Raw genomic sequence first — 23,457 nt, forward strand, 5'->3', positions numbered from 1 at the left:
GACATGATCGCACTCACTCTCTCCCACATCACGCACGTGCTCGGCGGCGAACTCCGCCTCGCCGGCACCGACACACCCGAGACCCTCGTCACCGGATCGGTCGACACCGACTCCCGGCAGATCGGTCCGGGCGACATCTTCGTCGCGAAGCCGGGCGACGTGACCGACGGACACGTGTTCGTCGGCACCGCCCGCACCGCGGGCGCGGCTCTCGCGATCGTCGAGCGGCCCGTCGACGAGCAGATCACGCAGATCGTCGTGCCGCACGCGGTGACGGCTCTGGCCGATCTTGCCCGCGACGTCGTCGCGCAGGTACGTGGCGGTGGCGATCTTCGGATCGTCGGCATCACCGGCTCGAACGGCAAGACGACCACGAAGAACCTTCTCGCCCGGATTCTGGAGGACGAGGGGGAGACCGTCGCGCCCCGCGCGTCGTTCAACAACGAAGTGGGTGCGCCGCTCACGATGCTGCGCGTCACGACCGAGACGCGGTTCCTCGTCAGCGAGTTCGGGGCCAGCGCGCCGGGTGCGATCGCGCAGCTCGCCGGTCTCGTCGAGCCCGACCTCGGCGTCGTCCTGATGGTCGGGATGGCCCACGCGGGCGGTTTCGGCGGGATCGAGGGAACCTTCCACGCGAAGTCCGAGCTCGTGAAAGCGCTTCGTCTGGGCGGGCTGGCCGTGCTGAACGCGGATGACCCCCGCGTGGCCGCCATGGCACCGATCGCGGCCGAGCACGGGGCTTCCGTTCGCTGGTTCGGCCTCAGCGCCGACGCCGACGTGCGGGCCAGCGACGTCGAGGTGTCGGCATCCGGAACCCGTTTCGTCCTCACCGTCGGCGAAGAGTCGCTGCCCGTGTCGCTGCGCGTCCTCGGGGCGCACCACGTGATGAACGCCCTAGCGGCGGTCGCTGCGGCGACGGCGCTCGGAGTGTCGATTGCGGACTGCGTGGCCCGGCTCGAGACGGTGGAGATCGCCGAGCGGTGGCGGATGCAGCCCCTCGGGTCGGACCGCATCCGCATCATCAACGACGCGTACAACGCCAGCCCCGACTCCATGACGGCGGCGCTTCGCACCCTCGCCCAGATCACCGGCCCGAGCGAGCGGATGGTGGCCGTCCTCGGCGCGATGAGCGAACTCGGCGAATACGCGGGCGACGAGCACGACCGGATCGGCGAGCTGGCCGTGCGGCTGCGCATCCCGCGCATCGTGGTGATCGGTCAGGACGCCCGTCGCATGTACATCTCAGCCATCTCCGAAGGTTCCTGGAGCGACGAGGCCGTCTTCTTCCCCGATGCCGACCAGGCGTTCGAATACCTGCGCGGCGAGCTGCGGGACGGTGACCGGGTGCTGGTGAAGTCTTCCAACTCGGCCGGCCTCCGGTTCCTGGGCGACCGGTTGGGAGAGCTGTACGCATGAGATCACTCCTCACCGCGGCGGCGATCTCGCTCGCCTTCACCCTGTTCCTGACCCCCGTCATCCTGCGGCTCTTCCGCAAGTGGGGATGGGGTCAGGTCATCCGCACCCCCGATGACGTCCGCAACCCCAATCACGGTGCGAAGCGCGGAACGCCCACGATGGGCGGCGTCATCTTCATCGTCGGTACCCTCGTCGGTTACTTCATCGGGACGTACGCCGGAGGCAGCCCGCCCACCATCTCGGGGCTCCTCGTCATCTGGATGATGATCGGCTTCGGCCTGGTCGGGTTCATCGACGACTACATGAAGGTGCGCCGTCAGAACAGCCTCGGACTGAGCGGCTGGCGGAAGATCGTCGGGCAGGTGCTCGTCGTGGTGCCGTTCGGGATCGTCGCGCTGAACTTCCCGAACGCTGCTCAGCAGACGCCGGCGAGTCCGTACGTTTCACTGTTCCGCGACATCCCGGTGCTCTCGTTCATGGCTCTCGGCGTGGTCGTCGGATGGATTCTCTATCTGGCCTGGATCGCGTTCCTCGGCGTCGCGACCTCGAATTCCGTGAACGTCTCGGACGGCCTCGACGGCCTCGCCGGCGGCGCGGCGATCTTCGTGATCAGCGCCCAGGCCCTGATCTCGTTCTGGCAGTTCAAACAGCCCTGCGACCTCGAAGCGATCGAGCGTGGCCTGCAGGATGCCTGCTATCAGACGCGCGACCCGTTCGACCTGGCGATCATCGCGGCCTCGTTCATCGGCGCGCTCGTCGGTTTCCTCTGGTGGAACGCGCCGAAGGCGAAGGTCTTCATGGGCGACGTCGGGTCGATGTCGATCGGCGGCGTCATCGCCGCGCTCGCGATCCTGACGCGCACCGAGGTGCTGCTCGCCGTCATCGCGGGTGTCTACGTCGTCGCCTCCGGTTCGGTGATCCTGCAGCGCTTCTACTTCAAGCTGACCCGAGGCAAGCGGCTGTTCCTGATGAGTCCGCTCCATCACCACCTCGAGATGCGCGGTTGGCCCGAGATCACGATCGTCGTGCGGATGTGGATCATCGCGGGACTGCTCGCCCTCACCGGCGTCGGACTCTTCTACGTCGAATGGCTCGTGCGCTCATGAGTGCCGAGCGCCTCGACGCGCTGACGAGCTGGCACGCGGACTGGGCCGGGCTCCGGGTGGTCGTGCTCGGCCTCTCGGTGACCGGCTTCTCGGTCGCCGACACGCTCGCCGAGCTCGGCGCCGACGTGCTCGTGGTCAGCGAGCGCGCCGACGAGGAATACGCACGGCTCCTGCCGGTCATCGGTGCGGGCCTGTGGACGGGAGCGCTCGACGCGGTGCCGGCGGAGATCCTCGCGCACCGCCCCGAGCTCGTCATCGCGTCACCGGGCTTCCCCCCGTCGCATCCGGTGATCCGGTGGGCGCAGGATGCCGGGGTCGCGCTCTGGGGCGATATCGAACTCGCCTGGCGGGTGCGCGACAAGGTCGTGCGGCCGGACGGCACGCCAGCCGACTGGGTGCTGATCACGGGTACGAACGGAAAGACCACGACGACGAGCCTCACGGCGACCATGCTCGTCGCCGGTGGCCTGCGTGCGGCACCCGTGGGGAACATCGGCGTGCCCGTGCTCGACGCCATCCGCGACCCGGCGGGATTCGACGTGCTGGTCGTCGAACTCTCCAGCCACCAGCTCTGGTACCTCTCGCTGCAGACCGGCCCCCAGCCACTGTCGCCGCACGCGAGCGTGTGCCTGAACCTCGCGGAGGACCACTACGAATGGCACGGCTCTGCCGGGGCCTACCGCGACGCCAAAGCCGTCGTCTATCAGCACACCCGGGTCGCGTGCGTCTACAACAAGGCCGATGACGCGACCCGCGTGATGGTCGAGGATGCGGATGTGATCGAGGGTGCGCGGGCGATCGGGTTCGATCTCGGTGTGCCCGGGCCGAGCGACCTGGGACTCGTCGACGGCATCCTCGTCGATCGCGCGTTCCTGGACGACCGCCACACGAGCGCCCTGGAGCTCACGACGCTCACCGACCTCCGCGATCGCGGGCTCGGCGCCCCGCACGTCGTCGCGAACATCCTGGCGGCATCCGCTCTCGCCCGTTCGCTCGGGGTGTCGCCCGTCGACATCCGCCGCGCTCTGGCGGAGTTCCGTCTCGACCCGCATCGCATCGAGGTCGTCGCGGTCGCCGAGGGGATCACCTGGGTCGACGACTCGAAGGCCACGAACCCGCACGCCGCGGACTCCTCGCTCGCGGCCTATCCAGGGGCGATCTGGGTCGTGGGCGGACTTCTGAAAGGCGTCGACATCGGCGCGCTCGTTGCCGGACGCGGCAGCCGCGCCAAGGCGGCGATCGTGATCGGAGCGGAGCGTGGCGAGATCCTCGCGGCGTTCTCGCGACACGCGTCCGAGGTGCCCGTGTTCGAAGTCGATGCCACGCAGACTGAGGACGTCATGGCTCAGGTCGTCGAACTGGCGATCGGGATCGCACGTGACGGGGACGTGGTTCTGCTCGCCCCCGCCGCCGCATCCTTCGATCAGTTCGCCTCCTACGCCGACCGCGGCCGGCTCTTCGCGCAGGCGGTGCAGCGACGGATCGGAAGGGATGCGGGTGGTCGACACGACGAGGACCAGACCGGTCCCGCCGGAGCCTGAGCCCGGCTCTCGCCGCGGGCTCGCGGCACGCGTCTCGCTCGGCCGCGTGTTCGCGCCGGTGCCGAGCGAGTTCCTACTGATCGCCTCGACGGCGCTGCTGCTCACCGGTTTCGGGCTCGTGATGATCCTCTCCGCCACGTCGGCGACCGCGGAGGATGCCGGCGGCGGCCCCTACGACGCGGTACTCAAACAGGGCGTCTTCGCGATGATCGGCATCCCGCTGATGTTCCTGGCCTCCCGCATGCCGCTCACGTTCTGGAAGCGCATCGCCTGGCCCGCGCTGATCCTCGCGATCCTGTTCCAGATGCTCGTCTTCACGCCGCTGGGCGTGGAGAACGACGGAAACCAGAACTGGATCCGGATCGCGGGGCTGCAGGCGCAGCCGTCCGAATTCCTGAAGGTCACCCTCGCGCTCTGGCTCGGCTACGTGCTGTACCGCAAGAAGACCCTGCTCGCCGACTGGCGGCACGTCTTCATCCCCGCCGTGCCGGTGGGCATCGCGGTGATCGCGACCGTGATGGCCGGCCACGACCTCGGCACGGCGATGATCCTCGTGCTCATCATGCTCGCCGCGCTGTTCTTCTCCGGCGTGAAGCTCCGCGTCTTCCTGCTCCCCGTCCTCTTGGCGGTCGGTGCGGTGGCCTACTTCGCGATCAACAGTCCCGACCGGATGCGGCGCTTCATGAGCTTCATCAACGAGGACTGTCTGGCCGACTACTACGGCGACTGCTACCAGCCGCTGCACGGCATCTGGGGTCTCGCCGGGGGCGGGATCTTCGGACTGGGCCTGGGCAACTCGAAAGAGAAGTACAGCTGGCTGCCCGCCGCCGCCAACGACTACATCTTCGCGATCGTGGGCGAAGAGCTCGGCCTCATCGGCTGCATCGTCGTGCTGCTCCTGTTCGGCCTCTTCGCGGTCGGCGCGTTCCACATCGTCCGCAAGACCAACGACCCCTTCGTCCGCATCACGGCGGGCGCGATCTCGATCTGGATCGTCGGACAGGCGCTCATGAACGTCGGCGTCGTCCTGCGCCTCCTCCCCGTATTCGGTGTGCCGCTGCCGTTCATGTCGCAGGGGGGCACCTCGCTCATGTCGGTGTTGATCGGATGCGGTGTGCTCCTGTCGTTCGCGCGCACCCTGCCGAGACCGGGCCCCGTCGCTGCCGCCGCTCCGGTGCGTGGCAGAATCACCCGGTGACGACCTATCTTCTCGCCGGCGGGGGAACCGCCGGCCACGTCAACCCGCTGCTCGCGGTGGCCGATGCGCTCCGCGCCCGCGAGCCCGACGCGGCCGTTCTGGTGCTGGGCACGCGTGAGGGGCTCGAAGCGCGACTCGTGCCCGCCCGCGGCTACGAGTTGCTCTTCGTCGACAAAGTGCCCTTCCCGCGTCGCCCGAACCGTGCCGCTGCGAGCTTTCCAGGCCAGTTCCGTCGAGCGATCGCGCAGGTGCGCGCCCACATCCGGGAGCGTCACGTCGACGTGATCGTCGGGTTCGGCGGGTACGCGTCGGCTCCGGCCTACATCGCCGCCGGTCGCGAGCGGGTGCCGTTCGTCGTGCACGAGGCGAACGCCAAGCCCGGACTCGCGAACGTGCTCGGCGCCCGTCGGGCCGCGGCGGTCGGCGTCGCGTTCGCCGGAACGCCGCTCCGTCGCGGCGAGGTCGTCGGAATGCCGCTTCGCCGAGAGATCGTCGATCTCGATCGCGACGCTCTTCGCGCGGAGGCCGCGGAATTCTTCGGGCTCGACGCCGAGAAGCCGACGCTTCTGGTGTTTGGGGGCTCCCTCGGCGCGCTCCGGCTCAACACGGCTCTCGCGGGCTCGTGGGGTGACGTGCGGGCGGCCGGATGGCAGCTCGTCCACATCACGGGGGAGCGGTCGGACCTGACCGATCCCGGGGTCCCCGGATACGCGCTCCGGCGTTACGTCGACCGGATGGATCTCGCCTTCGCGCTGGCGGACGTCATCGTGTCCCGCTCCGGGGCCGCGACCGTGAGCGAGATCAGCGCCCTGGGCATCCCGGCGGTGTACGTGCCGTACGCGGTGGGCAACGGGGAGCAGCGGTTGAACGCCGCGTCCGCCGTCGCCGCCGGAGCGGCCATCATCATCCCCGACGCGGACTTCACCCCCGATCGCGTGCGCGCGGAGATTCTGCCGCTGCTCGCCGATGAGGCCCGGATCGAGCGGATGCGGAGCGCCGCCGCATCCGTCGGCATCCGGCGTGGTGCCGAGAACGTCGTGGACCTGATCTACCGCGCGCTCACGCGCTGACGCGGGCGGCCCGCGGGCGCCGACGGCCCGCGGCGCGGGCGGCCCGCGGGCAGGGGTGGGCGTTCAGTCGCGCGTGGCGTGCAGGGCCGCGGCCAACAGCTCGCGGGCGTCGTCGTCGGTGAGTCCCAGCAGGCGGATGCGGGCGACGAAATCCGCGGCGGCCGCCTGCGCCTGCCGGAGGGCCGGGTCGGCGGCCAGGCTGACGAACGTGCCGGCCCGGCCACGGGTCTCGATCACCCCGGTGCCCTCGAGTTCCCGATACGCCCGAGCGGCCGTGCCGGGCGCGATATCGAGGCGTTCGGCGAGCGCGCGGACGGTGGGGAGTCGCTCGCCGGGTGCCAGAGTGCCCGCCGCGATCGCCGCGATCACTCCGGACCGCAACTGCTCGAACGGCGCGACGGAGCTCGAGGAATCGATACGCAGGGGGAGAGGCGGCATCTGCCCAGTCTGGCGTGCATCGCCGCACGTCACCGGCGCGGCGGCGGCGTCGACGGCATGGGCGTCGCGGCGGACGATCCGCGGATCGGTCTGGGCGCGCCCTCGGCGATCGGCGACGCGAGCGAACCTAGACTTGTCGGGCCATGATCAGACCCGACCTCACCCTCCCCATCCCCGCCTCGATCGACGCGGCGCACTTCATCGGCATCGGGGGGTCCGGAATGTCGGGGCTCGCGCGCATGTTCCTCGCTCGGGGCATCCGCGTGTCGGGGTCGGACCGCGCCGATAGCGCGGTGCTGCGCGAGCTCGCCGCCGCCGGCGCGGACGTCCACATCGGCCACGACGCGGCGCATCTCGGTGACGCCGACACCGTGATCCACACCGGCGCGATCTGGCCCGAGAACCCGGAGTATGTGACGGCGAAGGAGCGCGGCCTCGCCGTGATCCACCGGTCCCAGGCTCTGCACTGGCTGATCGGCGGACGCCGCCTCGTCGCCGTCGCCGGCGCCCACGGCAAGACCACGTCGACCGGCATGGTCGTCACCGCGCTCAAGGCGCTCGGAACCGACCCGAACTTCGTGAACGGCGGGGTCGTCGCGCAGCTCGGAACCTCGAGCGGAACGGGCGCCGACGAGTTGTTCGTGATCGAAGCCGACGAGTCCGACGGCACGTTCCTCCTCTACGACACCTCGATCGCCCTCATCACCAACGTCGACCCCGATCACCTCGATCACTGGGGCTCCGACGACGCGTTCTACGACGGTTTCGCGCGGTTCGCGGATGCGGCCACCGAGGCCGTCGTGATCTCCGCCGACGACCCGGGTGCACGCGAAGTCACCGCGCGCCTCGGCCACCCGAACATCGTGCGCTTCGGCTTCGCCGCGGATGCCGACATCCGCATCACGGACGTCGTCACGGACGGACCGGTGTCGTTCGAGGTCGCGCGCGGCGACGAGCGCGCGCGTGTGCAGCTCGCCGTGCCCGGAGCACACAACGCGGTGAACGCGACGGGAGCGATCGCCGCTCTCGTGACCCTCGGCTTCGCGTTCGCGGACGCCGCGCGCGCCGTCGAGGGGTTCGCGGGCACCGTCCGGCGGTTCGAACTGCACGGCGTCCGTCGCGGGGTGAGCGTCTACGACGACTACGCCCACCATCCGACCGAGGTCGCGGCGGCGCTGTCGGCGGCTCGCACCGTCATCGGAGACGGCCGGTTGATCGCCGTGCACCAGCCGCACACGTACTCGCGCACCCAGCTGATGTCGGGCGAATTCGCCCACGTGCTCGAAGAACTCGCGGATCAGACCGTCGTGCTCGATGTCTACGGTGCCCGCGAAGATCCGATTCCGGGCGTCACGGGTGCTCTCGTCCGCGATGCCTTCGTGGACGAGAGCCGCGTGCGGTTCGTCTCCGACTGGCAGGACGCGGCCGAGTACACCGCGACCATCGCGCGCGAGGGTGACTTCGTCATCACGCTCGGGTGTGGAGACGTGTACCGGATCATCCCGCAGGTGCTGACGGCCCTCGGTGAGTCCGCCGCGCCCGGGAGCCACTGAGACGATGCGCCGACCGTCGCCGCTTCCGCCGCCTGCGGGGGCATCCTCGTCCGGCGGCCGCGACGATTCCGCGCGCCGATCGGTCGAGCGCCGCACCGCCGCGGAAACTGACCGCGGTGACGCCCGGGTGGATTCGCCCGACGCCGACGAACTCTTCGGAGCACCCGGGGCCGCCGAGTCGGACTCCGGTGTCGGTGCCGGGGCTGGCGATGACGCGGGGCTCGACGCGGACGCGCAGATCACGGCGCCGGTCGCGCCGCTCGTGTTCCCACGGACGACGCCCGGCGCGAGCCCCGTCGACCCGGGCACCGATCGCGCCGCGGGCGCGCCGACCGAGGCGGCGCCGGTGGGCATCCGGGACGTCTGGCGCGCCGCCCGCGCGCGGCGCCGTGCGCTGCGCGCCGAGGTGCGCCGATTCACGGTGCGCCAGCGGCGGCGGCGGATGCTGTGGCTCGGTGTCGCCGCATCCCTCGTGATCGTGACGCTGGCAACCGTCGGCGCCGCTTACAGTCCGCTCTTCGCGGTCGAGCAGGTCGAGGTCGTCGGCACTCAGCAACTCGCGGCCGCCGACGTGCAGGAGGCGCTGTCAGGCCAGGTCGGCACCCCGCTCGCCGCGATCGATGAATCTGCGATCAAGTCCGCGCTCGTTCAGTTCCCGCTCGTCGAGTCGTACACGGTCGAGGCGCGCCCGCCACACGAGCTGATCGTGCGGATCGTGGAACGCACGCCGGTCGGCGTGTTCTCGTCGGCGTCGGGCTACACGCTGGTCGATGCCGCCGGAGTTGCACTGTCGACGACCCCGGACGCGCCCGCCGGCTACGCGATCATGAATGTCTCCGGCGGAGTCGGATCGCCCGCCTTCGCGGCCGCCGGCCGGGTGATGCGCACCCTGCCCGCCGATCTCCGTGCGCAGGTGACGGTGGTCACCGCATCCACGCCCGATGACGTGACGCTGACCCTCGGTGCGGCGAATGCGAAGGTGGTGTGGGGGAGCGCGGACGACTCTGCGCAGAAGGCCCGTGTGCTGCAGGCGCTGATGGTCGCGCGCCCCGCCGACACCGTTTCGGAGTACGACGTGTCCTCGCCCGAGGCCGGCGTCGTCCGCTGACCTGCCCCCTCGCGCCCCGCTCCACTCTCGCGCCCCGCTCTCGCGCTCCGCTTTCGCGCTCCGCCTCGCTCCCTGCTCCGCTCTGGCGCGACTTCTGCGCGCTATGGGCTGCTCACGTGTCGCAATCTGTCGTCCACAGCAGCCGATTGCGCCACGTGAGCACCTTCCTGCTGCTGAGCACGCTCGTGCTGCGTTCACGTGTCGCAATCCGCGCGCACGGCAGCCGATTCCGCCATGTGAGCACGTTCCTGCCGCTGAGTACCCTCGTGCTGCGTTCACGTGTCGCAATCCGCGCGCACGGCGGCCGATTGCGCCACGTGAGCACCTTCCTGCTGCTGAGCACCCTCGTGCTGGGCTCACCCTCTTGCTGCGCTCACGTGTCGCAATCTGTCGGGCACGGCGGCCGATTGCGACAGGTGAGCACGTTCGTGCGGCGCTCGCGTGGCGCAATCGGTCGGGCGCGGGCGGGGGCGCGGATGGCGACACGTGAGCACCGGGGGTGCCAATTCGTGCGCGACTTGGGCGACACGCCCAGGATGCGCGGGGTCGGCGGGGTGGCGCCGCATACCTTCAAGTCAGGAATTGTATACCGGGTAATTCTTTAAACTTCTAGCTGAGGTTTAAAGTTCAGCCTCGGTTCCACAGCGGGTTCGGGATGAGACGGAGGCCGGCATGAGCCAGAACCAGAACTACCTTGCGGTTATCAAGGTCGTTGGAGTGGGCGGTGGCGGCGTGAATGCTGTCAACCGCATGATCGAGTTGGGTCTGCGAGGTGTGGAGTTCATCGCGGTGAACACCGACGCGCAGGCTCTTCTCATGAGCGACGCGGACGTCAAGCTCGACGTCGGACGCGAGCTGACCCGCGGACTCGGCGCTGGCGCCGACCCCGAGGTCGGCCGTCGCGCGGCGGAAGACCACGCGGAGGAGATCGAGGAAGCGCTCGCGGGCGCCGACATGGTCTTCGTCACCGCGGGTGAGGGTGGCGGTACCGGAACCGGTGGCGCTCCCGTCGTCGCGCGGATCGCGAAATCGATCGGTGCACTCACGATCGGTGTGGTCACCAAGCCGTTCTCCTTCGAAGGCCGCCGTCGTCAGAGCCAGGCCGAGGCGGGCGTGACCAAGCTGAAAGAAGAGGTCGACACCCTCATCGTGGTGCCGAACGATCGTCTTCTGGAGATCAGCGACCGCGGGATCTCGATGATCGAGGCCTTCGCGACCGCCGACCAGGTGCTGCTCGCCGGTGTTCAGGGAATCACCGATCTGATCACGACGCCCGGTCTGATCAACCTCGACTTCGCCGACGTGAAGTCGGTGATGCAGGGGGCGGGGTCCGCGCTCATGGGCATCGGCTCGGCGCGCGGCGCCGATCGCGCCATCAAGGCCGCCGAGCTCGCGGTCGAGTCGCCCCTTCTGGAAGCCTCGATCGAGGGCGCGCACGGCGTGCTGCTCTCGATCCAGGGTGGCTCCAACCTCGGAATCTTCGAGATCAACGATGCCGCGCAGCTGGTGAAGGAAGCCGCGCACCCGGAGGCCAACATCATCTTCGGTACGGTCATCGACGACACTCTCGGCGACGAGGTGCGCGTCACGGTCATCGCCGCCGGTTTCGACAGCGGAGAGCCGACTCCCCGCCTCGAGCCCGTGCTGCAGGCGCGCCCGGCGGTCAACCCGCTGACCACGCCCGACCCGGCCCCGATCGCCGAGAAGCCTGCGCCGCCCGTGCCCGTCGAGAAGCCGGTGGCCGTGCCGGTCGCGGCGAACGCCGAGCCGACGTCGTACGACTCCGCCTTCGGTGATGACGACCTCGACATCCCGGACTTCCTCAAGTAGGTCCGAGACACCCACTCGGGCGAGCCCGCCGGCCAGGTCGTCGGCGGGCTCGCCCGCACCACATCCCGCCCGTTCCGCCCCGCAGGAGGATCCGTGACCGACGCACCGAGCGCGCCGCTCTCCGAGCGTCTCGCGATGATCGACGAGCGGATCGCCGACGCCGCCCGGGCGGCCGGCCGGAACGCCGATGACATCACCCGCATCGTGGTGACCAAGTTCCACCCCGCGTCGCTCGTCGATGAGCTCTCCGCTCTCGGGGTCGGTGACGTCGGTGAGAATCGCCAGCAGGAACTCTCCGCGAAAGTGGGCGAGGTGCGGCCCGCGGGCCCGCTTCGCTGGCACTTCATCGGTCAGGCGCAGACGAACAAGGCGCGCGCCGTGCGTGCCGCTGCATCCGTCGTCCATACGGTCGACCGTGCCCGGTTGGCGGATGCTCTCGATCGGGCCGCCGAGCCGAGCGACGATCCGCTCGATGTGCTCGTGCAGGTCAACCTCACGGACGACGCGGACCGCGGGGGAGTCTCGCCCGAGGGGCTCGACGCCCTCGCCGCGCACGTCGCCGGATGCCGCACCCTTCGCCTCCGCGGGATCATGGCCGTCGCCCCCCTCGACGAAGAGCCCGCCCGAGCGTTCGCCCGGCTGCACGGCTACGCAGAACGACTGCGCGCGATCGTTCCCGACGCGCGCTGGATCTCTGCCGGAATGACCGGCGATTTCATCGAGGCGATCGACGCAGGCGCGACACACCTGCGGATCGGCTCGGCAATAACGGGTCCGCGCCCCTTGCGCGGATAGCCTCGAACTGACGAGCAGCAAACGGAGGATGCGATGTCGAACCCGCTGAAGAAGACCATGGTGTACCTGGGCCTCGCCGACGAGGAAGAGGTCTACGAGGAGCCGGCTCCCACGCGCGTGCGCAAGAGCGAGCAGGCCGTCGAGAAGGTCGCTGCGCCGATCACGCCGCTGCATCGTCCGGCGGTCGTGCGTCAGCCCGCCGTGGGTGCGGTCACCGAGATCCTCACGGTGCACCCGAAGCAGTACCGCGACGCGCAGATCATCGCGGAGAACTTCCGCGATGGCGTGCCGGTCATCATCAACCTCTCGCAGATGAGCGACGCCGACGCGCGTCGGCTGATCGACTTCGCGAGCGGGCTCTCCCTGGGTCTCTACGGGCGTATCGAGCGCGTGACCAGCAAGGTCTTCCTGCTGTCGCCGGAGAACGTCGCGGTGTCGGGAGACGGAGCGGTCGCTCAGGCCGATCCTGAGGCCGCCCCCTTCACTCAGCCGTAATCGATCGTGGAGATCGTCCGCCTCGTCGCATCGGTAGCGAACGTCCTGCTGTTGATCTACGTGCTGGTGCTGCTCGGGCGCCTGATCCTCGATTACATTCCCATCTTCAACCGTGAGTGGCGTCCCCGTGGCGTGGGACTCGTGGCCGCAGAACTCGTCTACACGGTCACGGACCCGCCCATCAGGCTGCTCCGTCGCTTCATCCCCCCGCTCCGCATCGGGCCGGTCGCGATCGATTTCGCGTTCGCCCTTACGATGCTGATCTGCTTCGTCCTGCTGTCGGTGACGCGGTCCCTCGCGGGCTGATTCGTCCCCGACTATGCTGTTCGAAGCGGCCCGTCCGCGGGCATCCCCCTGATATCGGCATGCCGCCACGCCCCGAAAGAGGAATCATCATGGCATTGACTCCGGATGACGTCGTCACCAAGCAGTTTCAGCACGTTCGCTTCAAAGAGGGTTTCGACCCCGACGAGGTCGACGACTTCCTCGACGAGATCGTCGTCGAGTGGCGCAAGACGATCGCCGAGAACGACGAACTGAAGGCGAAGCTCGCCGCGTTCGAGTCCGGTGACGCGACTCCCGCCGAGGCACCCGCGAAGGCGCCCGAGGTCGAAGAGGTCGTCGTCGAAGAGGCCGTCGTCGAGACGCCCGCCCCGGCTCCTGTGTCGAGTGAGGGCGGCACCGCCCAGACGGCCGGAATCATCGAGCTCGCTCAGCGTCTGCACGACGAGCACGTCGCCGACGGCAAGGCGCAGCGCGACCAGCTCATCTCCGACGCTCAGGCGCAGGCCGCATCCATCGTCGCCGAGGCCGAGGCCAAGGGTCGCGAAGAGATGGCCCGCCTCGACAAGGAGCGCACCGTTCTCGAGAGCCGCATCACCGAGCTCCGTCAGTTCGAGCGCGACTACCGCTCGCAGCTGCGCGGTTTCATCGAGGGCCACCTGCGTGACCTCGAGTCCTCCTCGAGCGGTACCGGCAACACCCCGGTCTCGGCTATCGGCCTCTAGGTCGGCCGTTGACGGCTCGACCCCCTTTGCGGACGGCGGCGGCCGGCGTCATCATCGCCTCTCTGGCGGTGCTGGTGCTGGCCGCCGACCAGTTCGCGAAGTTCCTTGCAATCGCCTTCCTGCCCAGTGAGCAGGCCGTTCCTGTCATCGGGGACGCGTTGGTCTTCTACCTGATCCGCAATCCGGGCGCCGCATTCTCGTTTGGTGAGAGCGTGACCTGGGTCTTCACGATCGCCCTCGCCGCGGTCGCCATCGCCATCGTGATCATGGCGCGGCGTATCCACTCGCGTGCGTGGGCCGTGATCCTCGGACTTCTGCTCGGCGGAGTGCTGGGCAACCTGACCGATCGGCTTCTTCGCGCACCGGGATTCGCCGTCGGTCATGTCGTCGACTTCATCTCGACACCGTGGATGATGCCGGCGATCTACAACGTCGCCGACATGTTCATCGTGACGATGATGATCGGCGTCGCCATCCTCGTGCTGATCGGACTGCGGTTCGACGGCACGCGTGACCGCGCGTCCACTTCGACGGATGCGGATGCCTCCGACGCCCCGCCCGAGGGCGACTCCGACGCAGCCACAGACCCCGCAGTTGTTGATGCGCGCGACCCGCTCTTCCCCGTTGCAGACCCGGATGCGGGCGCCCCGCCGCGTGCGGACGAACCGCGCCGGACCTGACGTGGAATCGCGTTCGCTTCCCGTCCCGGACGGGCTCGAGGGCGTCCGGGTGGATGCCGCCCTCGCGAAGCTGCTGGGGTTCTCCCGCACCTTCGCCGCGGATGTCGCCGATGCCGGCGGGGTGACCCTCGACGGTCGCGGCCTGGGCCGGTCGGATCGGCTCCGCGCGGGCGGGTGGTTGTCGGTCGAATGGACCCCGAAGCGGGAACCGGAGATCGTTCCGCTGGCCGTGCCCGATCTCGGCATCGCCTACGACGACGATGACATCGTCGTCGTCGACAAGCCGGCGGGAGTTGCGGCGCATCCGTCGCTCGGATGGGACGGGCCGACGGTGCTCGGCGCTCTCGCGGCGGCCGGCTTCCGTATCGCGACCACCGGTGCTGCCGAGCGCCAGGGGGTCGTGCATCGGCTCGACGTCGGCACGAGCGGTCTCATGGTGGTGGCGAAGACGGAGTCGGCGTACACCGCGCTCAAGCATGCGTTCAAAGAACGCGAGGTGGAGAAGATCTACCACACGGTGGTGCAGGGGCATCCTGACCCGCTCGCGGGCACGATCGACGCCCCGATCGGGCGCAGCCCCTCGCACTCGTGGAAGTTCGCGGTGCGGCCCGAGGGCAAGGACTCGGTCACCCACTACGAGACGCTCGAGGCGTTCCGCGGCGCTGCGCTGCTCGAGGTGCACCTCGAGACGGGGCGCACACATCAGATCCGCGTGCACATGGCGGCGCACCGCCATCCCTGTGTCGGCGACCCGCTGTATGGGGCCGACCCGACGATCGCGGCCAAGCTCGGCCTGACCCGGCAGTGGCTGCACGCGCATCAGCTGGGTTTCACGCATCCCGCCACGCGTGAGAGCGTCACCTTCACTTCGGCCTACCCGGCCGACCTGGCGCACGCGCTCGAGGTGCTCCGCGGGGACTGAACGCGTCTCGTCGGTTCAGCGTCCGCCCTCGAAGCGGGTCGGTCCGTCTTCGCGCGCCGCGGCGATGCGCGCGCGCATCTCGTCGGAGACGCCCTGCAGGTCATCGAGCGGGTACCAGCCCACCTCGGTCATCTCGCCGTCTGCCGGGTACGGCTCGCCCTCGATCCAACTGCACCCGAAGGTGAGATCGAGGTAGTCGCTCTGGTCGCCGTTCTCGTAGGTGACCCGAGGGATCTGGTGCACCCAGGCCAGGCGATCGACGCGGATGCGGACGCCCGCCTCCTCCTCGGCCTCGCGCACGGCGGCCGTCGCGGGCTCCTCGCCGGGGTCGATGATGCCCGTGATCGGCGTCAGTGCGCCGTTGTCGCTCCGCCGCCCCAGGAGTACCTCGCCGCCTCGGATGATGACGGCGGTCACACCGCTGAGGGGGAGCGGGCGGGTGCCCACGAAGCGGCGCAGGTCGAGGACGAAGTCGGGTGTGGGCATGGCCTCGACGCTAGCGGAGCAGGGGGCGACGCCGCATCCGTCCGCGCCGCCGCACGCGACTCGCCGACCGGGGCGAGTGTCGGAGTCCGAACGTAGACTCGACGAGTGGCAGCCGACTCTTTCGCTCATCTGCACGTGCACAGCGAGTACTCGATGCTCGACGGGGCGGCCCGGATCGGGCCGATGGTGCAAGAGGCCGCGCGTCTCGGGATGCCGGCCATCGCCGTCACCGACCACGGCAACACCTTCGCCGCGTACGAGTTCTACAAGACGGCCAAAGCCGAGGGCATCAACCCGATCATCGGCATCGAGGCCTACGTCACGCCGGGGACGCACCGCTCCGACAAGTCCCGCGTGCGCTGGGGCGGTCCCGAGCAGTCGAGCGACGACGTGTCGGGGTCGGGCGCGTACACGCACATGACCCTGTGGTCGCAGACGAGCGGCGGCATGCACAACCTGTTCCGCCTCTCATCCCGGGCCAGCATCGAGGGCTACTACTTCAAGCCGCGCATGGACCGCGAGCTGCTGCAGACCTATTCCGGTGGCCTCATCGCGACGACCGGATGCCCCTCGGGCGAGGTGCAGACCCGCCTCCGCCTGGGTCAGTACGATGCCGCGCGCGCGGCGGCCGCGGAGTTCCAAGACATCTTCGGCAAAGAGAACTACTTCGCCGAGATCATGGATCACGGGCTGTCCATCGAACGCCGGGTGATGACCGATCTGCTGCGTATTTCGAAGGACCTCGACATTCCGCTGGTCGCGACGAACGACTCGCACTACACGCATCAGCACGACTCGACGAGCCACGCCGCGCTTCTCTGCGTGCAGTCCGGCTCGACCCTCGATGACCCGAAGCGGTTCAAGTTCGACGGCGACGGGTACTACATCAAGTCGCCGGCGGAGATGCGCCAGATCTTCCGTGATCACCCCGAGGCCTGCGACAACACGCTGCTCATCGCCGAGCGGTGCCAGGTCGAGTTCAACACCGAGGCGAACTACATGCCCCGGTTCCCGGTGCCGGATGGCGAGACCGAGGAATCCTGGTTCGTGAAAGAAGTCGAGAAGGGTCTCGAGTTCCGCTACCCGGCGGGGATCCCCGACACCGTCCGCGCGCAGGCCGAGTACGAGACCGGCGTCATCGTGCAGATGGGATTCCCGGGTTACTTCCTGGTCGTCGCCGACTTCATCAACTGGGCCAAAGACAACGGCATCCGCGTCGGGCCGGGGCGTGGTTCCGGTGCCGGTTCGATGGCCGCCTACGCGATGCGCATCACCGACCTCGATCCGCTGCAGCACGGCCTGATCTTCGAGCGGTTCCTGAACCCCGACCGTGTGTCGATGCCCGACTTCGACGTCGACTTCGACGACCGCCGTCGCGGCGAGGTCATCCAGTACGTGACCGAGAAGTACGGCGACGAACGCGTCGCGCAGATCGTCACCTACGGCACGATCAAGGCGAAGCAGGCGCTGAAGGACGCGGGTCGTGTGCTCGGCTTCCCGTTCAGCATGGGCGACAAGCTGACCAAGGCGATGCCCCCCGCGGTGATGGGAAAAGACATGCCGTTGGACGGCATGTTCAACCGCGATCACCCGCGCTACAAAGAGGCATCCGAGTTCCGCACTCTGATCGAGACCGATCCCGAGGCGAAGACCGTGTTCGACACGGCCGTCGGCCTCGAGAACCTGAAGCGGCAGTGGGGCGTTCACGCGGCCGGCGTCATCATGTCCAGCGACCCGCTGATCGACATCATCCCGATCATGCGCCGCGAACAGGACGGCCAGATCGTCACCCAGTTCGACTACCCCGCGTGCGAGTCGCTCGGCCTCATCAAGATGGACTTCCTGGGGCTGCGCAACCTCACGATCATCAACGACGCGGTCGACAACATCGAGGCCAACCGCGGCGAGAAGCTCGTTCTGGAAGACCTCACCCTCGACGATCAGGCCTCGTACGATCTGCTCTCGCGCGGCGACACGCTCGGCGTGTTCCAACTCGACGGCGGGCCGATGCGATCGCTCCTCCGGCTCCTGAAGCCCGACAACTTCGAAGACATCTCGGCGGTCATCGCGCTGTATCGTCCGGGTCCGATGGGCGCCAACTCGCACATCAACTACGCGCTGCGCAAGAACGGCCAGCAAGAGATCACCCCGATCCACCCCGAGTTCAAGGAGTCGCTCGCGGAGATCCTGAACACCAGCTACGGCCTGATCATCTATCAAGAGCAGGTCATGGCGATCGCACAGAAGGTCGCCGGGTTCAGCCTCGGCCAGGCCGACATCCTGCGCCGGGCGATGGGTAAGAAGAAGAAGTCCGAGCTCGACAAGCAGTTCGCCGGGTTCCAGGCCGGTATGCACGCGAACGGCTACTCCGATGAAGCGGTGCAGAAGCTCTGGGAGATCCTGCTGCCGTTCTCCGACTATGCCTTCAACAAGGCGCACTCGGCCGCCTACGGGTTGGTCTCCTACTGGACGGCCTACCTCAAGGCGCACTATCCCGCGGAGTACATGGCGGCGCTCCTGACGAGCGTGGGGGACTCCAAAGACAAGATGGCGGTGTACCTGAACGAGTGCCGCCGGATGGGGATCCGGGTGCTGCCTCCGGACGTGGGGGAGTCCATCCGGTACTTCGCCGCCGTCGGGGAAGACATCCGCTTCGGCCTCGGCGCCGTGCGCAACGTCGGCGCCAACGTCGTCGACGGGATCATCGCCGCGCGTGCCGATGACAGCTTCGTCAGTTTTCACGACTTCCTGACGAAGGTGCCGCTGCACGTCGCCAACAAGCGCACGATGGAATCCTTGATCAAAGCGGGTGCATTCGACTCGCTCGGATCGACCCGTCGGGCGCTCCTCGAGATCCACGAGGACGCGACCGAGGCGGCCGTCGAGACCAAGCGGAAGGCCGCGACTGGCGCGATCGGGTTCGACTTCGACAGCCTCTACGACGAGGCCGAAGAGATCATGCCGGCCAAGGTGCCCGAGCGACCCGAGTGGACCAAGAAAGACAAGCTGGCGTTCGAGCGCGAGATGCTCGGGCTCTACGTGTCCGATCATCCGCTCGCCGGGCTCGAGATCCCGCTCGCGAAGCACGCCTCGATCGGCATCCACGACCTGCTGGCCGCAGAAGACATCGCCGACGGCGATCAGGTGACCGTGGCCGGGCTCGTCACGAGCGTGCAGCACCGGGTGGCGAAGGCGAGCGGCAACCCCTACGGCATGATCACCGTCGAAGACTTCAACGGCGAGATCACCGTGATGTTCATGGGCAAGACCTACACGGAGTTCCAGTCGCAACTCGTCGCGGACTCGATCATGGTCGTCCGCGGGCGGGTATCGCGGCGCGATGACGGCATGAACCTGCACGCGCAGAGCTGTTTCTCGCCCGATCTCGGGGCGGTGGACGCCTCCAGCGACCTCGTGCTCGTCGTTCCCGAGCAGCGGGCGACCCAGTCGGTGGTCGAAGACCTCGCGGCGGTGCTCGCCCGCCACCGCGGTGACACCGAAGTCGTCCTGAAGCTGCACCGCGATGGCATCGCGAAGGTCTTCGAGGTTCCGCATCCGGTGACCGTCAGCGCCGATCTCTTCGGCGACCTGAAGGGACTTCTCGGCCCGAACTGCCTCGGCTGAGCCTGCCATGGTCGCGGTGGCCTGCCGCGATTAGTATCGAACCCGACCTCCCCCCGGCCCGATCGGGCCCGCGCCCGGAAGGATGCGACATGACCGATGACCACACCCCGGCGAACTCCGTGACGGAGTTCGACCCCGATGCCCCCGAGCACGACGCGTCGCACGACGTCTCGGCTCCCCGCGACGACGCCGCTCTGCAAGACGGTGCCGTGCCCGAGACGTCCGCGACAGAGACGGCGGAACCGCCGCAGTACGGGGTCGGACCGTTCTCGATCCGCGAGGTCGTCCTCGCCGGGATCTGGGCGCTCGGGTTCCTCTTCTCCTTCTTCTCGATCTTCTCGCCGGGTTTCGAATCGGTCTGGACGAGCGGGCTCACGTGGGTGCTCACGATCGGCACGCCCACCGTCGCCGTCTTCCTGATCGTGCTCCGTCGCCTGTCGCCGGGCGGCATCCGGCGCGTCGGATCGCTCGGTATCGACCAGTTCGCGTCCGTCGCGTTCTCGGTCTCCGCCGTGCTCTGGCTGCAGATGGTCTGGGCATCCGTCACCTCGCTCGCCGACAACGGCGTCACCCCCTACAGCTGGGTGGTGTGGGTCGAGCTCGTGCTGATGACCGCCGGCGTCGTCTTCACCGTGTTCGCCCCCTTCGTGCCCGGGATCGGTGAGGACTTCCGTTACCGCGCAGAGATCGTCGCGCACCGGAACGCCCGGCCGCTGCGCCCCGTGACCGTACGCCCGGCGGCACCTCGCCCGGTGCGTCAGCCCGCTCCGTCTCCGGCTCCCGCGCCCGCTCCCGAGTACGCGACGGGCGCATACCCGGCCGCGGACAACGCGACGGGCGCTCAGCCGGCGTTCGCCGCGACGCAGGAGAACGCCACGGCCGTGTACGACACGGGCGAGTTCCGCCCCTTCGGCGACGCGTTCGTCGAGACCGGCGCTCAGCAGACCATCGACCCGGATCCCGAGCCCGTCGCCGAGCCCGCCGCGCAGCAGCCGTTCTGGGCGCTCGCTCCGGTCGAACGCGAAGTGCTCGACGAGCGCGGCGCACCGTTGTTCGTCATCGGACCGACAGCGTGGGCGCTCGTGATCGAGGATCGCGGCGAAGTGTTCGTCGTGCGCCACGAGGATGGTCGCATCGGTTACCTGCACGACGTCACGGACGTGACGCGCGGCTGACCCGCGAACCTGCGAACGCGGCGGCCCGGGGCGACCCGGCCGCCGCGTTCCCGTGTGCGCAGCCGGTAGCCTGGACGGATGCTCCGCACCATCGATCTCCGCGGCCGCACGCTCTCTGCGGCCGAGCTGCTGGCCGCCGTTCCGCGGGCCGGCGTCGCCCGCGACACCGCTCTCACGACCGCTGCCGAGATCGTCCGTGATGTCGCGCTTCGCGGCGAGGCCGCCGTACGCGAGCAGGCCGAGCGATTCGACGGTGTGTCGGGTCACGCGATCCGCGTTCCGAGCGTCTATCTCGATGAGGCACTCGACACACTGGATGCCGGTGTCCGTGCGGCGCTCGAAGAAGCGATCACCCGCGTGCGTGCCGCATCCGCCGCCCAGGTACCACCCGCGGTCGTGACCGAGCTCGCCCCCGGTGCCCGCATCACTCAACGCTGGCAGCCGGTGCGCCGCGTCGGGGTATACGTGCCGGGTGGCAAAGCGGTCTACCCGTCGAGCGTGATCATGAACGTCGTGCCCGCCCAGGTGGCGGGCGTCGACGTCGTCGCGCTCGCCTCGCCGCCGCAGCGCGACCAGGACGGTCGCATCCACCCGACGATCCTGGCCGCGGCGCGTCTCCTCGGCATCGACGAGGTCTACGCCATGGGCGGCGCGGGGGCCATCGGTGCCTTCGCCTACGGGATCGATGCGCTCGGCCTCGATCCGGTCGACGTCGTCACGGGCCCCGGCAACAACTTCGTCGCGGCCGCCAAACGGGCCGTCGCCGGTGTGGTCGGCACCGACTCGGAAGCAGGCGCGAGCGAGATCCTCATCGTCGCCGACGAGACCGCCGATGCGGGAATCGTCGCGGCCGACCTGATCAGTCAGGCCGAGCACGACGAGCAGGCGTCGTCCGTTCTCGTCACCACTTCGCCGGAGCTCGCCGACGCGGTGCGCGTCGAACTCGCGGCACGTGTCGCGCGGACGCGCCACTCGGTGCGCGTGACGGCCGCCTTCGACGGGCCGCAGTCGGCGATCGTGCTCGTCGACGACCTCGCGCAGGCGACGGCCTTCAGCAACGCCTACGCACCCGAGCACCTCGAACTTCATCTCGCCGATCCGCGGCCCGAGACTTTCGTGAACGCCGGCGCGGTGTTTGTCGGAGACCAGACGCCCGTGAGTCTCGGCGACTACCTCGCCGGCAGTAACCACGTGCTGCCGACCGGGGGACAGGCGCGGTACGCACCCGGATTGTCTGCCGCCACGTTCCTCCGTCCCCAGCAGGTCATCGAATACGACCGCGCGGCGCTGGCCGAGGTGCGCGACGCGATCGTGACTCTCGCCCAGGCGGAAGCGCTTCCCGCGCACGGCGAGGCCGTCGACGCCCGTTTCGAGAGTTAACCTGTCGCTGCCATGCATTGCCCTTTCTGTCGCCATCCCGATTCCCGTGTCATCGATTCGCGCACGAGCGACGACGGTCTCAGCATCCGTCGTCGTCGTCAGTGCCCCGAATGCGGAGGGCGTTTCTCGACGATCGAGACCGCGAGCCTGAACGTCATCAAGCGTTCGGGGGTGATCGAGCCCTTCAGCCGCGAGAAGGTCATGTCGGGCGTGCGCAAAGCGTGTCAGGGGCGACCGGTCACCGACGCCGACCTGGCCTTCCTCGCGCAGCGCGTCGAAGAGGCCGTGCGGCAGACGGGTTCGTCGCAGATCGACACCAACGAGATCGGGCTGGCCATCCTCGGCCCGCTCCGCGAGCTGGATGAGGTCGCGTTCCTGCGCTTCGCGAGCGTCTACCAGGCCTTCGACTCGCTGGAGGACTTCGAAGCGTCGATCAGCCAGCTGCGGGAGGACCGCGCGCGGCGACTGTCGGCCGAGCCCGCGGACTGACGCGCCGAAGAGCGAGGCCGCACGGCGGTAACCTGGGCAGCGATGTATCCGCTCATGTTCCGCCACGTCCTCTCCCGCATGGACCCGGAGACGGCTCACCACGCCGCCGTCCTCGTGATCCGGATGCTGGCATTCCCGCCGTTCTCCTGGGCGGCCCGCGCCCTCACGAAGCCCGACCCGGCGCTCCGCACCCGCGCCCTCGGGCTCGAGTTCGCGTCTCCGTTCGGTGTCGCGGCCGGGTTCGACAAGAACGGCGTCGCCGCCGCGGGGCTGCACTCCCTCGGGTTCGGCCACGTCGAGGTGGGCACCATCACGGCAGTCCCGCAGGAGGGAAATCCTCGCCCGCGACTGTTCCGCCTCATCCCAGACCGTGCGGTCATCAACCGGATGGGGTTCAACAACGACGGAGCGGCCGCTGCAGTCGTGCGGCTGCAGAAGCTCCGCCGCCGTTCCCGGCGCGCGGTGCTCGGCGTCAACATCGGCAAGAGCCGAGTCGTCGATGTGGCGGACGCGACCGACGACTACGTGCGGAGCACGCGACTGCTCGCGCCGCTCGCGGACTATCTCGTCGTCAACGTGTCGTCGCCCAACACGCCCGGGCTGCGGGGGCTGCAGGCGATCGAGACGCTTCGCCCGCTGCTGGAGGCGGTGCACGCGGCATCCGGATCCACTCCGCTCCTCGTGAAGTTCGCCCCCGACCTCGAGGACGATGAAATCCGAGCCGTCGCGCGTTTGGCCGTCGAGCTGGGGCTGGCCGGAGTCATCGCGACGAACACCACGATCTCCCGCGCGGGACTCCGCACCTCCGACGCCGTCGTCGAGGCCGCAGGCGCGGGCGGTCTCTCCGGGGCGCCGCTCAAGGGACGAGCCCTCGAGGCGCTCCGTCTGGTGCGAGCCGTCGTCCCGGCCGAGTTCTGCGTGATCTCCGCCGGCGGTGTCGAGACGAGCACCGACGTGCAGGAGCGACTCGCCGCCGGCGCGACGCTCGTGCAGGGGTACACGGCACTCCTCTACCGCGGCCCGCTCTGGGCGCGTCAGATCAACCGCGGCCTCGCCGCCGCATCCGCCCGGCGCTGAAAAAACCGCGAGACCGCAGTCCTTCGGCGAGACAGTGGCTCGAAGCCGATGTCTCGCCGCGAAATTG

The 23,457-nt window shown here is 69.0% G+C and carries 22 protein-coding genes; 20 read left to right on the forward strand and 2 right to left on the reverse strand.

Going from position 1 to position 23,457, the window contains the following annotated elements:
* Positions 1–3 precede the first annotated feature (3 nt).
* Genes LQ938_RS06290 through LQ938_RS06310 form a run of 5 tightly spaced genes read left to right on the forward strand, consistent with a single transcriptional unit; the run spans position 4 to position 6,331 of the window.
* Entirely contained in the window at positions 4–1,416 is a 1,413-nt protein-coding gene (locus LQ938_RS06290; protein ID WP_223721464.1) for a UDP-N-acetylmuramoyl-tripeptide--D-alanyl-D-alanine ligase, read from the forward strand.
* The gene (gene mraY / locus LQ938_RS06295) at positions 1,413–2,522 is read left to right on the forward strand and encodes a phospho-N-acetylmuramoyl-pentapeptide-transferase (RefSeq protein WP_223721463.1); all 1,110 of its coding nucleotides are present in this window, start codon (positions 1,413–1,415) and stop codon (positions 2,520–2,522) included. The genes LQ938_RS06290 and mraY overlap by 4 nt, the downstream gene beginning before the upstream one ends.
* Positions 2,519–4,063 carry a UDP-N-acetylmuramoyl-L-alanine--D-glutamate ligase gene (gene murD / locus LQ938_RS06300; protein WP_223721462.1) on the forward strand — a complete coding sequence of 515 codons (1,545 nt, stop codon included), beginning with the start codon at positions 2,519–2,521 and terminating at the stop codon, positions 4,061–4,063. Before mraY ends, murD begins: the two co-directional genes overlap by 4 nt.
* Positions 4,014–5,261: a putative lipid II flippase FtsW gene (ftsW, locus tag LQ938_RS06305; RefSeq protein WP_223721461.1), complete on the forward strand. Its 1,248-nt coding sequence runs from the start codon at positions 4,014–4,016 to the stop codon at positions 5,259–5,261. The genes murD and ftsW overlap by 50 nt, the downstream gene beginning before the upstream one ends.
* Positions 5,258–6,331, forward strand: coding sequence for a UDP-N-acetylglucosamine--N-acetylmuramyl-(pentapeptide) pyrophosphoryl-undecaprenol N-acetylglucosamine transferase (locus LQ938_RS06310; RefSeq protein ID WP_223721460.1), 1,074 nt, complete (start codon positions 5,258–5,260; stop codon positions 6,329–6,331). Before ftsW ends, LQ938_RS06310 begins: the two co-directional genes overlap by 4 nt.
* A gap of 63 nt (positions 6,332–6,394) precedes the next feature.
* Here LQ938_RS06310 and LQ938_RS06315 read toward each other — a convergent pair whose 3' ends face one another.
* Positions 6,395–6,769: a GntR family transcriptional regulator gene (locus LQ938_RS06315; protein WP_223721459.1), complete on the reverse strand. Its 375-nt coding sequence runs from the start codon at positions 6,767–6,769 to the stop codon at positions 6,395–6,397.
* A 143-nt stretch (positions 6,770–6,912) separates the two neighbouring features.
* Between LQ938_RS06315 and murC the strand changes: the two genes are divergently transcribed.
* From murC to LQ938_RS06365, 10 genes are all read left to right on the forward strand, one after another.
* The gene (gene murC, locus LQ938_RS06320; RefSeq protein ID WP_223721458.1) at positions 6,913–8,322 is read left to right on the forward strand and encodes a UDP-N-acetylmuramate--L-alanine ligase; all 1,410 of its coding nucleotides are present in this window, start codon (positions 6,913–6,915) and stop codon (positions 8,320–8,322) included.
* A gap of 4 nt (positions 8,323–8,326) precedes the next feature.
* A complete protein-coding gene (locus tag LQ938_RS06325; protein WP_223721457.1) occupies positions 8,327–9,430 on the forward strand; it encodes an FtsQ-type POTRA domain-containing protein in 1,104 nt (367 codons plus the stop codon).
* 155 nt (positions 9,431–9,585) lie between these two features.
* Complete coding sequence (locus LQ938_RS06330; RefSeq protein ID WP_223721456.1) at positions 9,586–10,035, forward strand: hypothetical protein; 450 nt, start codon at positions 9,586–9,588, stop codon at positions 10,033–10,035.
* Positions 10,036–10,102: 67 nt separating this feature from the next.
* Positions 10,103–11,260, forward strand: a complete 1,158-nt coding sequence (gene ftsZ / locus LQ938_RS06335; protein ID WP_228360646.1) for a cell division protein FtsZ — start codon at positions 10,103–10,105, stop codon at positions 11,258–11,260.
* A 135-nt stretch (positions 11,261–11,395) separates the two neighbouring features.
* Positions 11,396–12,055: a YggS family pyridoxal phosphate-dependent enzyme gene (locus LQ938_RS06340; RefSeq protein ID WP_223721637.1), complete on the forward strand. Its 660-nt coding sequence runs from the start codon at positions 11,396–11,398 to the stop codon at positions 12,053–12,055.
* A 33-nt stretch (positions 12,056–12,088) separates the two neighbouring features.
* Positions 12,089–12,550 (forward strand): cell division protein SepF, encoded by a 462-nt coding sequence (locus tag LQ938_RS06345; RefSeq protein ID WP_223721454.1) that lies wholly within the window; start codon positions 12,089–12,091, stop codon positions 12,548–12,550.
* Between the two features lie 6 nt (positions 12,551–12,556).
* A complete protein-coding gene (locus LQ938_RS06350) occupies positions 12,557–12,856 on the forward strand; it encodes a YggT family protein (RefSeq protein ID WP_223721453.1) in 300 nt (99 codons plus the stop codon).
* Between the two features lie 89 nt (positions 12,857–12,945).
* Positions 12,946–13,557, forward strand: coding sequence for a DivIVA domain-containing protein (locus LQ938_RS06355; protein ID WP_223721452.1), 612 nt, complete (start codon positions 12,946–12,948; stop codon positions 13,555–13,557).
* A gap of 8 nt (positions 13,558–13,565) precedes the next feature.
* Complete coding sequence (locus LQ938_RS06360; protein WP_223721451.1) at positions 13,566–14,237, forward strand: signal peptidase II; 672 nt, start codon at positions 13,566–13,568, stop codon at positions 14,235–14,237.
* A gap of 1 nt (position 14,238) precedes the next feature.
* Positions 14,239–15,159, forward strand: coding sequence for an RluA family pseudouridine synthase (locus LQ938_RS06365; RefSeq protein ID WP_223721450.1), 921 nt, complete (start codon positions 14,239–14,241; stop codon positions 15,157–15,159).
* Between the two features lie 15 nt (positions 15,160–15,174).
* Here LQ938_RS06365 and LQ938_RS06370 read toward each other — a convergent pair whose 3' ends face one another.
* Positions 15,175–15,645: an NUDIX hydrolase gene (locus LQ938_RS06370; protein WP_223721449.1), complete on the reverse strand. Its 471-nt coding sequence runs from the start codon at positions 15,643–15,645 to the stop codon at positions 15,175–15,177.
* Between the two features lie 153 nt (positions 15,646–15,798).
* Here LQ938_RS06370 and dnaE point away from each other — a divergent pair, with 153 nt between their 5' ends.
* The 5 genes from dnaE to LQ938_RS06395 all read left to right on the forward strand — a co-directional run bounded on the left by dnaE (position 15,799) and on the right by LQ938_RS06395 (position 23,390).
* Positions 15,799–19,269 (forward strand): DNA polymerase III subunit alpha, encoded by a 3,471-nt coding sequence (dnaE, locus tag LQ938_RS06375; RefSeq protein ID WP_231341371.1) that lies wholly within the window; start codon positions 15,799–15,801, stop codon positions 19,267–19,269.
* 89 nt (positions 19,270–19,358) lie between these two features.
* Positions 19,359–20,444 (forward strand): hypothetical protein, encoded by a 1,086-nt coding sequence (locus LQ938_RS06380; RefSeq protein ID WP_223721447.1) that lies wholly within the window; start codon positions 19,359–19,361, stop codon positions 20,442–20,444.
* Positions 20,445–20,522: 78 nt separating this feature from the next.
* Positions 20,523–21,824 (forward strand): histidinol dehydrogenase, encoded by a 1,302-nt coding sequence (gene hisD / locus LQ938_RS06385; RefSeq protein WP_223721446.1) that lies wholly within the window; start codon positions 20,523–20,525, stop codon positions 21,822–21,824.
* A gap of 12 nt (positions 21,825–21,836) precedes the next feature.
* Entirely contained in the window at positions 21,837–22,313 is a 477-nt protein-coding gene (gene nrdR / locus LQ938_RS06390; protein WP_223721445.1) for a transcriptional regulator NrdR, read from the forward strand.
* Positions 22,314–22,355: 42 nt separating this feature from the next.
* Complete coding sequence (locus LQ938_RS06395) at positions 22,356–23,390, forward strand: quinone-dependent dihydroorotate dehydrogenase (RefSeq protein WP_223721444.1); 1,035 nt, start codon at positions 22,356–22,358, stop codon at positions 23,388–23,390.
* Positions 23,391–23,457 lie beyond the last annotated feature (67 nt).

Source organism: Microbacterium sp. cx-55, assembly GCF_021117345.1.
Lineage (GTDB): Bacteria > Actinomycetota > Actinomycetes > Actinomycetales > Microbacteriaceae > Microbacterium.

Bases quoted from the DNA above. Each gene is read 5' to 3' on its own strand.
- LQ938_RS06290 (WP_223721464.1), top strand. From the start codon at position 4: ATGATCGCACTCACTCTCTCCCACATCACGCACGTGCTCGGCGGCGAA.
- mraY (WP_223721463.1), top strand. From the start codon at position 1,413: ATGAGATCACTCCTCACCGCGGCGGCGATCTCGCTCGCCTTCACCCTG.
- murD (WP_223721462.1), top strand. From the start codon at position 2,519: ATGAGTGCCGAGCGCCTCGACGCGCTGACGAGCTGGCACGCGGACTGG.
- ftsW (WP_223721461.1), top strand. From the start codon at position 4,014: ATGCGGGTGGTCGACACGACGAGGACCAGACCGGTCCCGCCGGAGCCT.
- LQ938_RS06315 (WP_223721459.1), bottom strand. From the start codon at position 6,769: ATGCCGCCTCTCCCCCTGCGTATCGATTCCTCGAGCTCCGTCGCGCCG.
- murC (WP_223721458.1), top strand. From the start codon at position 6,913: ATGATCAGACCCGACCTCACCCTCCCCATCCCCGCCTCGATCGACGCG.
- LQ938_RS06325 (WP_223721457.1), top strand. From the start codon at position 8,327: ATGCGCCGACCGTCGCCGCTTCCGCCGCCTGCGGGGGCATCCTCGTCC.
- ftsZ (WP_228360646.1), top strand. From the start codon at position 10,103: ATGAGCCAGAACCAGAACTACCTTGCGGTTATCAAGGTCGTTGGAGTG.
- LQ938_RS06340 (WP_223721637.1), top strand. From the start codon at position 11,396: ATGATCGACGAGCGGATCGCCGACGCCGCCCGGGCGGCCGGCCGGAAC.
- LQ938_RS06345 (WP_223721454.1), top strand. From the start codon at position 12,089: ATGTCGAACCCGCTGAAGAAGACCATGGTGTACCTGGGCCTCGCCGAC.
- LQ938_RS06355 (WP_223721452.1), top strand. From the start codon at position 12,946: ATGGCATTGACTCCGGATGACGTCGTCACCAAGCAGTTTCAGCACGTT.
- LQ938_RS06370 (WP_223721449.1), bottom strand. From the start codon at position 15,645: ATGCCCACACCCGACTTCGTCCTCGACCTGCGCCGCTTCGTGGGCACC.
- dnaE (WP_231341371.1), top strand. From the start codon at position 15,799: ATGCTCGACGGGGCGGCCCGGATCGGGCCGATGGTGCAAGAGGCCGCG.
- LQ938_RS06380 (WP_223721447.1), top strand. From the start codon at position 19,359: ATGACCGATGACCACACCCCGGCGAACTCCGTGACGGAGTTCGACCCC.
- hisD (WP_223721446.1), top strand. From the start codon at position 20,523: ATGCTCCGCACCATCGATCTCCGCGGCCGCACGCTCTCTGCGGCCGAG.
- nrdR (WP_223721445.1), top strand. From the start codon at position 21,837: ATGCATTGCCCTTTCTGTCGCCATCCCGATTCCCGTGTCATCGATTCG.
- LQ938_RS06395 (WP_223721444.1), top strand. From the start codon at position 22,356: ATGTATCCGCTCATGTTCCGCCACGTCCTCTCCCGCATGGACCCGGAG.